The organism is Streptomyces sp. NPDC002787 (assembly GCF_053592095.1).
Genome location: NZ_JBSFVC010000024.1, coordinates 155,861 through 169,752, shown reverse-complemented (window position 1 = coordinate 169,752; position 13,892 = coordinate 155,861). Strand labels below are relative to the sequence as shown.

Here is a 13,892-nt window from a genome sequence, read left to right as displayed (position 1 = left end):
ACGCCCGGTTACATTCCGAACCCGGAAGCTAAGCCTTACAGCGCCGATGGTACTGCAGGGGGGACCCTGTGGGAGAGTAGGACACCGCCGAACAAATATTGAGAGAGCTGGTCCCCGAATTTCGGTTCGGGGACCAGCTCTTTTTTGTTGGGCGTCACTTGGAGTTCACGTTGCGCGACCAGGATCCGCGCCATGGGTACCGTTGGAATGCTCAGGGCCGCGGGTGTCGGCGCCGGTGACGAGGTGGTCGTGCCGGCGTTCGGGAACCCGGAGGTCGCTCAGGCGGTGAGCCTGGCAGGCGCTGTGCCGGTGTTCGCCGACATAGATCCGGCTACGTACTGCCTGGACGCCTCGGCTGTCCAGGCCGCGGTGACTTCGCGGACGGTGGCCGTGGTCGCCGTGCACCGCTTCGGTCGATCAGCCGATATCGCGGCGCTGCATCGAGTCGGGCAGCAGCATGGGCTGTTGGTGCTGGAGCAGGGCGAGTCGGAGGCGCCGTACAGCGAGTTGGCGGAGCGTCGCCAGCGGGCCGCATATCTCAGCGCCAAGTTGAAGGGCGTGTGGACTCCCGAGGGATGTGACGGGCACACCTTCCAGCAGTACGTCGTGCGAGTGCCCGGCAATGGGCGGCCGGACCGGGATGCCTTCGCTCGGGCCGTGCGGGCCAAGGGAGTCGAGTGCAGCGTGCCGGTGAAGACGCCGGTGCACCGGATGCCCGGGTTCCGGCGGGATGTCTGTCTGCCGGAGACCGAGCGGGCCGCCGACGAGACGCTGGCTCTGCCCATCGGAGGCACGATGTCGCGGCGGCAGCTGCAGCGGCTGGTGTCCGCCTGCAACGCGCTCGGTGGGCTGCTGCAGCCTGCCTTCTAGTTTCTGGTGCGCTGGGGAATTCAGGGGCGCGTGGGCCCTGTAGTGCGCCGGGGCGCTGGGTGGTTCGAAGCAGCCGTCGATTCGGGGTATGATCTATCTCGTTGCCGCGAGGGAAACCTCGAACAGGCGACAGGCCCCTATAGCTCAGTCGGCAGAGCGTCTCCATGGTAAGGAGAAGGTCAACGGTTCGATTCCGTTTGGGGGCTCAGCCAAAAGGCCCCGCCCGATTGGGCGGGGCCTTTGTCGTACCAGGGGTCAGTCCCTCTGGAGGCCCGGGACGCGCATCGCCAGGATGGCCATGTCGTCGGACGGGGCATCGGAGGCGAAGCGTTCGACCGCGCGCATGACGCGGGCGGCGACCGCGCCCGCAGTGAGGCCCGTGCAGGTGGTGAGGACCTCGGTGAGACCGTCGTCGCCCAACATGCGGGTGCCTTCACGGCGTTCGGTCACGCCGTCCGTGACGCAGAGGAGGACGTCGCCGGGGTCGAGGGTGACCGTCTGCTCGTACAGCTCCAGGTCCTCCATGACGCCGAGGAGGGCCTGGGGCTCGGCGGCCGGCTCGACGGTGCCGTCCTGGCGGAGGCGCAGGGGGAGCGGGTGGCCGGCGCAGACGACCTTCAGGACGGCGCTGCCGTCCTCCTGGGGCCACAGCTCGCCGTAGAGCAGGGTCAGGAAGCGGCTGCGGGCGCCCTCGTCGATGATCGCGGAGTTGAGGCGCTCCAGGACCGCGGGGCCGCCGTAGCCCTCGCGGGCCAGCAGGCGCAGCGCGTGGCGGGCCAGGCCGGTGACCGCGGCGGCCTCCGGGCCCGTGCCGCAGACGTCGCCGATGGCGAAGCCGTACGCGCCGTCGCGGATGGGGAAGAGGTCGTAGAAGTCGCCGCCGACCTCGTTGCCCTCGCCGGCCGCGCGGTAGATGACCTCGACCTCGACGCCGTCGATCTGGGGGAGCTCGGGCGGCAGGAGGCTGCGTTGGAGGGACTGGCTGATGGCCATGCGCTCCGAGTACAGGCGGGCGTTGTCCAGGGCGAGGGCGGCCCGTCGGGACAGGTCCTCGGCCAGCTCCAGGATCTCCTGGCGGAAGTGCTCGTCCGTGGGTTTGCCGAGGGTCAGCATGCCGATGACGCGGTTGCGGGCCACCAGCGGGAGTACGACGGTCTCGCCGCCCACCGCCGAGGCCGTCGCCAGCGTCGTGCCGATGCCCGAGCTGACCGTGGCGGGCTCGCCGAGGCCCAGGCTGCGCATGGAGGTGCGCAGGGCCGCCTGGTGGGCCGCCTCGGCGGGGGCCGTCCAGACGCGGGCGCCCGGGGTGGGGATCGGCTCGGGCGGGCGGATCTTGGACAGGAGGGCCTTGAGGCCGTTGATGAGGTCCTCGTCCTCGTGCAGGACGTAACTGAGGTACGGGTCCGAGGCCTGGTCGGCGATCGTGTAGACCGCGCACCAGGTGGCGAGGGTCGGGATCGTCATCTGGGCCATGAGGGCGAGGGTCTGGTCGCGGTCCAGGGTGCCCGCCAGGAGGTCGGAGGCTTCCACGAGGAAGCTCAACGACCCGCGGCGCAGGCGCTCCAGCTCGCCCAGGCGGGCCGACTCGACGGCCAGGGCGATGCGGTCGGCGGCGAACTGCAGACGCAGGGCCTCCTCGTTGGAGTACCGGCCCTGGGCCTCCGCGGCGACGCCCAGGGAGCCCGTGAGGCGGCCCTCGACCTTGAGGGGGACGGTGACGACCGAGCGCATGCCCGTGCCGTTGAGGAGGGGTACGGCGCCGGGGACGGCCGTGAGGTCGTCGTGGACTGCGGGCATTCGGGCCGAGCCGTAGCGGCCGGGGCCGGCCTCCACGGGGACGCGGGCGAAGCGCTGGCGGGCCGAGGGGAGGCCCGTGGAGGCCCGTACTTCCAGCTCGGTCTCGTCGTCGGTCGCGAGGAGCAGGAAGGCGGAGTCGCCGTCGAGCATGTCGCGGGCGCGCTCTACCGTCCGCTGGAGGAGGCCGTCGAGATCGTCCGGTGCGGGGGAGCCGATGAAGACCTCGAAGGGGTCCGTGGCCTGGCCCTCGCCGGAGCCGGAGCCGTCGCCGGCCGGTACGCGGATCGGGGTCTGGAGGACGGCGCGCTCGTGGTCCCGGACGAGCAGACAGACCGTGGAGGGGTCGCCGGCCGTGTCGCGTACGCGGAGGTGGGAGGCGTAGACCGGCGTCACACGGCCGTTGGCGGCGCGGATGCCGTAACTGCCCTCCCAGCGGGAGAGTTGGAGGGCCTCGGCGACGCCGGTGCTGGTGCCGGGGGTGTGCGGCCAGGCGGCGAGGTCGGTGAGGGGCTTGCCGATGACCTGGTCGGGGGCGTAGCCGAAGAGTTCCTCGGCGTCCTCGTTCCAGGCGCCGATCGCGCCCGTGCGGTCGATCTGGACCACCGCGACGCGGACCCGGCCGTCGGCGAGCGGAAGTAGATCGGCGGGGAGGGACGGGCCGGCGGAGCGGGTGCCCACCGGGCGGTCGGGGAGGTCGAGTTGGAACCAGACCTGCTTGTGCGTGGACGTGTATTCGACGCCCCAGCGGGAGGCCATCGCCGCGCACAGCTGAAGTCCGCGGCCGCCCTCGCGGTCGGGGCTGCCCATGTTGATGTGGCTGCCCTGGAGAGGGATCTCACGTTCGGGGTATCTGTCGGCGACCTCGATGCGTACGCCGTCGTCCGCGCGCAGACAGAGGACGTCGGCGGAGGTTCCCGCGTGGACGACCGCGTTGGTGACCAGTTCGCTCGTGAGGACCACGGCGTCGTCGACGATGTCGGCGAACCCCCAGCCCTGCAGGGTGTCGCGGACGAACGAGCGGGCGGTCGCGACGGATCGTGAGACGGCAGCGAAGCTGGCGGCCGCGCGCGCGGTGATCACAGAACTCCTTGTCCGGTTCTCGACGTGCGGGGATCCGAGGTCGGCCTCCTGCCGTGGCAGAGGCTGGTTCTCCGTCGGCCTGGGGTCCCGGGGGGTCTCCCCGGGATGCAGTCCGGTGGTCATGGTGCGGCCGCCCCTCCGATGCCTGCCCGCTCGTGCTCGTGCGCCACCGCCCAGGCCGGACGGGACCGGCATGGCTGGACAGCCGCATGCAAGGTTACTTACCTTCGCCGTCCATGCGGATGCCGGTCGTCTGTGTTTCCGTCCGGAGGTGTGCGGAGGGTGTGCGAAGCTGCCGAACTGTTATGGCCTGGTTCAGCCATGGTGAAACACTGGGCAGGCTTCCAGGAGAAGGTCGGGCAGGGCTGAGTACCTTCCGCGTGCGCCGGGGAGTGGCACTCGGCCCAGTGAGCAGAAGTACCCGCGTACGAAGTAGTACGAGTGGTACGAGCAGTGTGAGCAGTACGAAGCGTTCGAATACGGCGAAGTACGTCTAGCAGGAACGGTCGACCCTTGCGGGAGGGACACAGTGGAGTCTGGCGCAGCGACGCGGGGCACTAAGGCGCGCGCGAAAGGCGGACAGTCTCTGAACGATCAGCGCAAATCGCGTAAACCTCGCAATGGGACCACGACCGTGGACACGGCGGCCCTGAACAGGCTGCTCACGGCGCTGGAGGCGATGCGCGACGGTAACTTCCGCAAGCGGCTGACCGTCTCGGGCGACGGGGTCATGGCCGAGATCGCCGCGGTCTTCAACGAGGTGGCGGACCGGAATCTGCATCTGACCGGCGAGTTGTCGCGGGTGCGGCGCGTGGTGGGGCGTGAGGGCAAGCTCACCGAGCGGCTGGAGACGGGCGCTACCGAGGGGTCCTGGGCGGCCGCGATCGACGCGTCGAACGCGCTGGTGGACGACCTCGTACGGCCTGTGTCCGAGGTCAGCCGGGTGCTGTCGGCCGTCGCGGACGGTGATCTGTCGCCGCGCATGGAGCTGCGGACGCAGGCGCCGGACGGGACCGGGCATCCGCTGCGCGGGGAGTTCCTGAAGGTCGGGCGTACGGTCAACAACCTGGTCGACCAGTTGTCGACGTTCACCGACGAGGTCACGCGGGTGGCCAGTGAGGTGGGCACCGAGGGCAAGCTGGGCGGGCAGGCCAAGGTGCGCGGCATGTCCGGTTCGTGGAAGGACCTGACGGAGTCCGTCAATACCATGGCGTATCGGCTCACCGCACAGGTGAGGGACATCGCGCTGGTGACGACCGCGGTCGCCAAGGGTGACCTGTCCCGGAAGGTCACGGTTCATGTGGCCGGCGAGATGCTGGAGCTGAAGGAGACCGTCAACACGATGGTCGACCAGCTCTCCGCCTTCTCCTCCGAGGTGACCCGGGTCGCCCGTGAGGTGGGCACGGAGGGGCAGCTCGGGGGGCAGGCCGAGGTGCCCGGTGTGGCCGGTGTGTGGAAGGAACTCACCGATTCGGTGAACACCATGGCCGGCAATCTCACCCTCCAAATGCGCGGGATCGCCCAGGTCACCACTGCCGTCGCCAACGGTGACCTGTCGCAGAAGGTGACCGTGCCCGCACGCGGCGAGGTTGCCAAGCTCGCCGAGACGATCAACCAGATGACGGAGACGCTGCGGATCTTCGCCGACGAGGTCACCCGTGTGGCCAACGAGGTCGGTGGCGAGGGTCGGCTCGGTGGTCAGGCGCAGGTTCCGGGTGCGGCGGGAACGTGGAAAGACCTCACCGATTCGGTGAACACGGTCTTCCGGAACCTGACCATCCAGGTGCGGGACATCGCTGCGGTGACGACGGCCGTGGCCGACGGCGACCTTTCGCAGAAGGTCACCGTGGACGTGGCCGGCGAGATGCTGGAGCTTAAGAACACGGTCAACGGCATGGTCGACCAGCTCTCCTACTTCGGTGCCGAAGTGACCAGGGTGGCCAACGAGGTCGGTGCCGAGGGTCGGCTGGGCGGTCAGGCACAGGTGCCGGGCGCGGCCGGTACGTGGAAGGACCTGACGGACTCCGTCAACACCGCGTTCCGGAATCTCACCGGACAGGTGAGGAACATCGCGGCGGTGACGACGGCCGTGGCCAACGGTGATCTCTCGCAGAAGGTCACCGTCGATGTCGCTGGCGAGATGCTCGAACTGAAGAACACCGTGAACACCATGGTGGATCAGCTGTCGTCGTTCGCCGATCAGGTGACGCGGATGGCCCGGGACGTGGGGACGGAGGGCCGCCTCGGCGGGCAGGCTCGCGTGGACGGTGTGTCCGGTACGTGGAAGGAACTCACCGACTCCGTCAACTCGATGGCAGGCAATCTCACCTCGCAGGTGCGCAATATCGCGCAGGTGACGACGGCGGTGGCCCGAGGCGACCTCTCCCAGAAGATCGACGTCGACGCGCGCGGCGAGATCCTGGAGCTGAAGAACACCATCAACACGATGGTGGATCAGCTGTCGTCGTTCGCCGATCAGGTGACCCGGGTGGCCCGGGACGTGGGGACGGAGGGCCGCCTGGGCGGTCAGGCGCAGGTGCCGGGCGTGGCCGGTGTGTGGCGTGACCTGACCGAGTCCGTGAACGGTATGGCCGGCAACCTCACCGGCCAGGTGCGGAACATCGCGCAGGTCGCCACGGCGGTGGCCCGCGGCGACCTGTCCCAGAAGATCACCGTGGACGCGCGCGGTGAGATCCTGGAGCTCAAGAACACGCTGAACACGATGGTGGACCAGCTGTCGTCGTTCGCGGAGGAGGTCACCAGGGTCGCCCGCGAGGTGGGCACGGAGGGCCAGCTCGGTGGTCAGGCCGAGGTGCAGGGTGTCTCCGGCACCTGGAAGGACCTCACCCAGTCGGTGAACTTCATGGCGAACAACCTGACCATCCAGGTGCGTCAGATCGCCGAGGTCACGACCGCCGTCGCCAAGGGCGACCTGTCGAAGAAGATCACCGTCGACGCGAAGGGCGAGATCCTCGAACTCGTCACCACCGTCAACACGATGGTCGACCAGCTGTCGTCCTTCGCCGAGCAGGTGACCCGGGTGGCCCGTGAGGTGGGCACCGAGGGCATCCTCGGCGGCCAGGCGCACGTGCCGGGCGTCACGGGCATCTGGAAGGACCTCAGCGGCAATGTGAACCTGATGGCCAAGAACCTGACCATGCAGGTGCGGAACATCTCCCAGGTCGCGGCCGCCGTCGCCAACGGCGACCTGACCCGTACGGTGACGATCGAGGCGCGCGGCGAGGTCGCGCAGCTCGCCGACACCTTCAACAGCATGGTGAAGACGCTGAGTTCGTTCGCCGACCAGGTCACCAAGGTGGCCCGCGAGGTGGGTACGGACGGCATCCTGGGCGGCCAGGCGCACGTACCGGGTGTGGCGGGTACCTGGAAGGACCTCACCGAGTCCGTGAACTCGATGGCGTCCAACCTCACCGGACAGGTCCGCAACATCGCGATGGTGACGACCGCCATCGCCAAGGGCGACCTGACCAAGAAGATCGACATCGACGCGCGCGGCGAGATCCTGGAGCTCAAGACCACCATCAACACGATGGTCGACCAGCTGTCCTCCTTCGCCGAGGAGGTCACCCGGGTGGCCCGCGAGGTGGGCACCGAGGGGCAACTGGGCGGTCTGGCACGCGTGCGGGACGTCGACGGCACCTGGCGGGACCTCACCGAGTCGGTGAACGAGATGGCCGGGAACCTGACCCGGCAGGTGCGCGCCATCGCGCGCGTGGCGACCGCGGTGACCCGGGGCGACCTGAATCTCAAGATCGACGTCGATGCGTCCGGCGAGATCAAGGAGCTGCAGGACTACATCAACAAGATGATCGCCAACCTGCGCGACACCACGATCGCCAACCAGGAGCAGGACTGGCTCAAGGGCAACCTCGCCCGGATCTCCGCGCTGATGCAGGGCCGCCGGGACCTCGACGACGTGGCGTCGCTGATCATGAGCGAGCTGACGCCGGTGGTCTCCGCGCAGCACGGCGCCTTCTTCCTCGCGCTGCCCTTCCTCGACGGCAAGGACCTCGCCCCGGACAACGAGGACCAGTACGAGCTGCGCATGCTCGGTTCGTACGGCTATTCGATGGGCTCCATGCCGACGTCGTTCCGGCCCGGCGAGGCGCTGGTCGGGACGGCCGCGAAGGAGAAGCGCACGATCCTGGTGGAGAACGCGCCGAGCGGCTATCTGAAGATCTCCTCCGGGCTCGGAGAGGCGCCCCCGGCGCAGGTCATCGTGTTGCCGGTGCTCTTCGAGGGGACCGTGCTGGGTGTGATCGAGCTGGCGTCGTTCACGCCGTTCACGCAGATTCAGAAGGACTTCCTGAGCCAGATCGCGGAGATGATCGCGACGAGCGTCAACACCATCTCCGTCAACACCAAGACCGAGGTGCTGCTGAAGCAGTCGCAGGAGCTGACCGAGCAACTGCGGGAGCGGTCCGACGAGTTGGAGAACCGGCAGAAGGCCCTCCAGGCGTCCAACGCCGAACTGGAGGAGAAGGCCGAGCTGCTGGCCCGGCAGAACCGCGACATCGAGGTCAAGAACACCGAGATCGAGGAGGCGCGGCAGGTCCTGGAGGAGCGCGCCGAGCAGCTCGCCGTCTCCATGCGCTACAAGAGCGAGTTCCTCGCGAACATGTCGCACGAACTGCGCACCCCGCTGAACTCACTGCTGATCCTGGCCAAGCTGCTCGCCGACAACGCCGAGTCGAACCTGACGCCCAAGCAGGTCGAGTTCGCCGAGACGATCCACGGGGCGGGCTCCGACCTGCTCCAGTTGATCAACGACATCCTGGACCTGTCGAAGGTCGAGGCGGGCAAGATGGACGTCTCGCCGACCCGGATCGCGCTCGTCCAGCTCGTCGACTACGTGGAGGCCACCTTCCGGCCGCTGACCGCCGAGAAGGGCCTCGACTTCTCCGTACGGGTCTCGCCGGAGCTGCCCGCCACGCTGCACACGGACGAGCAGCGCCTGCTTCAGGTGCTGCGGAACCTACTGTCCAACGCGGTGAAGTTCACCGACTCCGGGGCCGTCGAGCTGGTCATCCGGCCGGCCGGCGCGGATGTGCCGGTGGCGATCAGGGAGCAGCTGCTGGAGGCGGGCTCGCTGCGCGATGCCGACGCCGACATGATCGCGTTCTCGGTGACGGACACGGGCATCGGTATCGCGGCCAGCAAGATGAGGGTGATTTTCGAGGCGTTCAAGCAGGCGGACGGCACCACGAGCCGCAAGTACGGCGGCACGGGTCTGGGGTTGTCCATCTCGCGGGAGATCGCCCGGCTCCTTGGCGGCGAGATCCACGCCCAGAGCGAGCCCGGACGCGGCTCCACCTTCACCCTGTATTTGCCGCTGCACCCGAGCGAACTGCCCCCGCAGGGCTACGCGCACAACGCGCCCGCCGCGCTGGAGGCGGGGGAGCTGCTGGCCTCCGAGGACGAGCTGGCCGAGCGCACCGAGACGCCGGCCGAGGTGAAGTCGTACCGCGAGACCCAGAACGGGGCCGCCGCGCTCTTCAGGCGGCGGCGCAGGGGCGTGTCGGCCGGTTCCCCGTCAGCCCTGCCCGGCCAGGGCAACGGGCAGGCACAGGAGCACTGGGCGCGGCAGGCGGCCCAGGAGGCGGCAGCGCAGTCACGCCGGACGGCCCGCTTCGACGGCGAGAAGGTGCTCATCGTCGACGACGACATCCGTAACGTCTTCGCGCTCACCAGCGTCCTGGAGCAGCACGGCCTGTCCGTGCTGTACGCCGAGAACGGCCGGGAGGGCATCGAGGTCCTGGAACAGCACGACGATGTGACGGTCGTCCTGATGGACATCATGATGCCGGAGATGGACGGCTACGCCACGACCACGGCGATCCGCCGGATGCCCCAGTTCGCCGGACTGCCGATCATCGCGCTGACGGCCAAGGCGATGAAGGGCGACCGGGAGAAGGCCATCGACTCGGGAGCTTCCGACTATGTGACGAAGCCGGTCGATCCTGATCACTTGCTGTCGGTGATGGAGCAGTGGATGCGGAGTGAGTGACAGGGAGTGCGGTCGGCCGTCACAACGCGTTGGGGGGCGCACGGAGTTGTTGACTGAGTGTGGCCGCAGCCGTGTAGAAACGCGGGATTCGGGGAACCTTCTGGTCCCCTGCTGCGTTTCTGCTACGAGCACAGTGACATCACGGTGACAGGGTGTGGCGACAGGCGGGGTGCGGCTACGATGACCGGCACAAGGACGGGTGGCGCGAGGGAGTCGTCCCCTGGGGTGACGCCGAGTGGTGTCACCTCGAGTCCTGCGGACAGGGGAGGCCCCAAGCCGGGGCGAGGAGGGCGGGCCATGGTGCAGAAGGCCAAGATCCTCCTGGTCGATGACCGGCCGGAGAATCTGTTGGCGCTGGAGGCCATCCTCTCCGCGCTCGATCAGACACTGGTGCGGGCATCGTCCGGGGAGGAAGCGCTCAAAGCGCTGTTGACGGATGACTTCGCGGTCATTCTGCTGGACGTCCAGATGCCAGGAATGGACGGTTTCGAAACGGCCGCGCACATCAAGCGGCGCGAACGGACCCGGGACATCCCGATTATTTTCCTCACGGCCATCAACCACGGTCCGCACCACACGTTCCGTGGGTACGCGGCGGGTGCGGTCGACTACATCTCGAAGCCGTTCGACCCGTGGGTGCTGCGCGCGAAGGTCTCCGTGTTCGTCGAGCTGTACATGAAGAACTGCCAGCTCAGGGAGCAGGCGTCGCTGCTGCGGCTCCAGTTGGAGGGTGGCGGCAAGGGTGCGACGGGCGGCTCCAAGGAGCCCTCCGGCGGCATCCTCGCCGAGCTGTCCGCGCGGCTCGCGGCCGTCGAGGAGCAGGCGGAGGCGCTCTCCAAACAGCTCGACGACGACTCGGCGGACGCCGCCGCGGTGGCCACGGCGGCCCATCTCGAACGCAAACTCACGGGCCTGCGCAGGGCACTGGACGCCCTGGAACCCGGCACGGGCGGACCCTCGTCGGTGCCGTCACAGAACTGAGCATGTTCCGGAGCGCGGGCCCGGGTCGCACAAGTGGCCCGGGCCCGCGCTCAGTTGTGGCGGCCGGCCCGGCGGGCTGAGGGCCCGTCAAGCCGCGTCAGCTTCGGGGCGACACATACGCGACACGAACGGGTGAAGCAGTAGGCACACGTGTCGGCTGTGGCCTCCACCGGTAACCTCACACTCATGGCCTCACGTCAGTCCGCAGCGAAGAAGCCGCCCGCGAAGAAGGCGGCCGCTCCGACGAAGGCTCCGGCGAAGAAGGCCCCCGCGAAAAAAGCCGCCGCCAAGAAGGCACCCGCCCGGAAGGCGGCGGCGAAGAAGACGGCCCCTCCGAAGCCGGCGCCCAATCCGACCGGGGGCGTGTACAGACTCGTACGCGCCATCTGGCTCGGTGCCGCGCACGCCGTCGGCGCCGTCTTCCGTGGCATAGGGCAGGGCGCGAAGAATCTCGACCCGGCGCACCGCAAGGACGGCGTCGCGCTGCTGCTGCTCGCCCTCGCCCTGATCGTCGCCGCCGGCACCTGGTCCAACCTGCGCGGGCCGGTCGGCGATCTCGTCGAGATGCTCGTGACCGGTGCCTTCGGCCGGCTCGACCTGCTCGTGCCGATACTGCTCGCGGTCATCGCCGTACGGTTCATCCGGCACCCCGAGAAGCCCGAGGCCAACGGCCGCATCGTCATCGGCCTGTCCGCGCTCGTCATCGGCGTGCTCGGCCAGGTCCACATCGCCTGCGGGTCGCCCGCCCGCAGCGTCGGCATGCAGGCGATAAGGGACGCCGGGGGGCTCATCGGCTGGGGCACCGCCACCCCGCTGACGTACACCATGGGCGAGGCCCTCGCCGTGGCGATGCTCGTGCTGCTCACCGTCTTCGGGCTGCTCGTCGTCACCGCGACGCCGGTCAACGCCATCCCGCAGCGGCTGCGGCTGCTAGGGCAGAAGTTGGGCATCGTCGCGGACGACGAGGACGACGAGGACGACGACTACGGCGAGGACGACGCCCGCTACGACGAGCAGTGGCGCGATGCGCTGCCCGCGCGCCCCCGCAGGCGCGGCTCCGCCCCCGAGCCGTACGACCCCGACGGCGCCGAACAGGAGGCCCTCACCAAGCGCCGCCCGAGGCGCTCCGCCGTACGGCAGCCCGACCCTGACCGGCCGATGGACGCCGTGGACGTGGCCGCGGCCGCCGCGGCCGCGCTCGACGGGGCCGTCCTGCACGGCATGCCGCCCTCGCCCGTGGTCGCCGACCTCACCCACGGGGTGAGCGTGGGGGACCGCGAGGAGACCACCCCCGTCCCGGCCGCGCGCAGCAAGTCGCCCGAGCGGGAAGCCCCGGCCGCCAAGAAGCCCAGGGCGGCCAAGCAGGACTCGCTGGTCCCGGACCTCACCAAGCAGGCCCCCGACGAGCCCCGCGAGCTGCCGCCGCGCGCCGAACAGCTCCAGCTCTCCGGCGACATCACCTACGCCCTGCCCTCGCTCGACCTGCTGGAGCGGGGCGGGCCCGGCAAGACGCGCAGCGCCGCCAACGACGCCATAGTGGCCGCGCTCTCCAACGTCTTCTCCGAGTTCAAGGTGGACGCGTCCGTCACCGGCTTCACCCGTGGGCCGACGGTCACGCGCTACGAGGTCGAGCTGGGCCCGGCGGTCAAGGTCGAGCGGATCACCGCGCTCACCAAGAACATCGCGTACGCCGTCGCCAGCCCGGACGTACGGATCATCAGTCCGATCCCCGGCAAGTCGGCGGTCGGCATCGAGATCCCCAACACCGACCGGGAGATGGTCAACCTCGGTGACGTCCTGCGCCTCGCGGACGCGGCCGAGGACGACCATCCGATGCTGGTGGCGCTCGGCAAGGACGTCGAGGGCGGCTATGTGATGGCCAATCTGGCGAAGATGCCCCATGTGCTCGTCGCGGGTGCGACCGGCTCGGGCAAATCGTCGTGCATCAACTGCCTGATCACCTCGATCATGGTCCGCGCGACCCCCGAGGACGTCCGCATGGTCCTCGTCGACCCCAAGCGCGTCGAGCTGACCGCGTACGAGGGCATCCCGCACCTCATCACACCGATCATCACCAACCCCAAGCGGGCCGCCGAGGCGCTCCAGTGGGTCGTGCGCGAGATGGACCTGCGCTACGACGACCTGGCCGCGTTCGGCTACCGGCACATCGACGACTTCAACGAGGCCATCAGGAACGGCAAGGTCAAGCTGCCCGAGGGCAGTGAGCGCGAGCTCCAGCCGTACCCGTACCTGCTGGTGATCGTGGACGAGCTGGCCGACCTGATGATGGTCGCGCCCAGGGACGTCGAGGACGCGATCGTGCGGATCACGCAGCTCGCGCGCGCGGCAGGCATCCATCTGGTGCTCGCCACCCAGCGGCCGTCCGTGGACGTCGTGACCGGTCTGATCAAGGCGAACGTGCCCTCGCGGCTGGCCTTCGCCACCTCCTCGCTCGCCGACTCGCGCGTCATCCTCGACCAGCCCGGCGCCGAGAAGCTGATCGGCAAGGGCGACGGGCTCTTCCTGCCGATGGGGGCGAACAAGCCGACCCGTATGCAGGGCGCGTTCGTGACCGAGGACGAGGTCGCGGCGATCGTCCAGCACTGCAAGGATCAGATGGCGCCCGTCTTCCGGGACGACGTCACCGTGGGTGCCAAGCAGAAGAAGGAGATCGACGAGGAGATCGGCGACGACCTCGACCTGCTCTGCCAGGCGGCCGAACTGGTCGTCTCCACCCAGTTCGGCTCGACCTCCATGCTCCAGCGCAAGCTGCGTGTCGGCTTCGCCAAGGCCGGGCGGCTGATGGACCTCATGGAGTCCCGGAACATCGTCGGCCCGAGCGAGGGCTCCAAAGCACGTGACGTTCTTGTGAAACCCGATGAGCTGGACGGCGTGCTGGCAGTGATCCGGGGGGAGACTGAGGCGTAAGGGCCGCAGCGGGATCGCGGAGGGGCGCAACAGGGGCGCACGACAGGGAAAACGGGTTGTCCGGCGGGCGGAACACGGATGGGATTACGGCATCCGGGTATTCGAACGTGACCTACCCGTAAGGAAATGGTGAGCAACCGTTTCCCTCCGGCGTACGTCAAGTTGGAGGAGGGGAAAGCCTCATGCCCGACCCTCACCACCAGCAGGA

General features: G+C 68.9%; 5 protein-coding genes, 1 tRNA gene and 1 rRNA gene. 6 read left to right on the top strand and 1 reads right to left on the bottom strand.

Going from position 1 to position 13,892, the window contains the following annotated elements; genetic code table 11:
- The 3 genes from rrf to ACWD26_RS30820 all read left to right on the top strand — a co-directional run.
- Positions 1-93 (top strand): 5S ribosomal RNA (rrf, locus tag ACWD26_RS30830); the annotation flags it as partial.
- Positions 94-207: 114 nt separating this feature from the next.
- Complete coding sequence (locus ACWD26_RS30825; RefSeq protein WP_451275235.1) at positions 208-870, top strand: DegT/DnrJ/EryC1/StrS family aminotransferase; 663 nt, start codon at positions 208-210, stop codon at positions 868-870.
- Positions 871-1,003: 133 nt separating this feature from the next.
- Positions 1,004-1,076, top strand: a tRNA-Thr gene (locus ACWD26_RS30820).
- 49 nt (positions 1,077-1,125) lie between these two features.
- On the opposite strand, the gene ACWD26_RS30815 is transcribed toward ACWD26_RS30820, so the two are convergent.
- Positions 1,126-3,870 (bottom strand): SpoIIE family protein phosphatase, encoded by a 2,745-nt coding sequence (locus ACWD26_RS30815; RefSeq protein ID WP_451275228.1) that lies wholly within the window; start codon positions 3,868-3,870, stop codon positions 1,126-1,128.
- 406 nt (positions 3,871-4,276) lie between these two features.
- Between ACWD26_RS30815 and ACWD26_RS30810 the strand changes: the two genes are divergently transcribed.
- From ACWD26_RS30810 to ACWD26_RS30800, 3 genes are all read left to right on the top strand, one after another.
- A complete protein-coding gene (locus tag ACWD26_RS30810) occupies positions 4,277-9,775 on the top strand; it encodes a HAMP domain-containing protein (protein ID WP_451275227.1) in 5,499 nt (1,832 codons plus the stop codon).
- Between the two features lie 297 nt (positions 9,776-10,072).
- Complete coding sequence (locus ACWD26_RS30805) at positions 10,073-10,756, top strand: response regulator (protein WP_451275226.1); 684 nt, start codon at positions 10,073-10,075, stop codon at positions 10,754-10,756.
- Positions 10,757-10,942: 186 nt separating this feature from the next.
- Positions 10,943-13,684, top strand: a complete 2,742-nt coding sequence (locus ACWD26_RS30800) for a DNA translocase FtsK (RefSeq protein ID WP_451275225.1) — start codon at positions 10,943-10,945, stop codon at positions 13,682-13,684.
- The last annotated feature ends 208 nt before the right edge of the window (positions 13,685-13,892 follow it).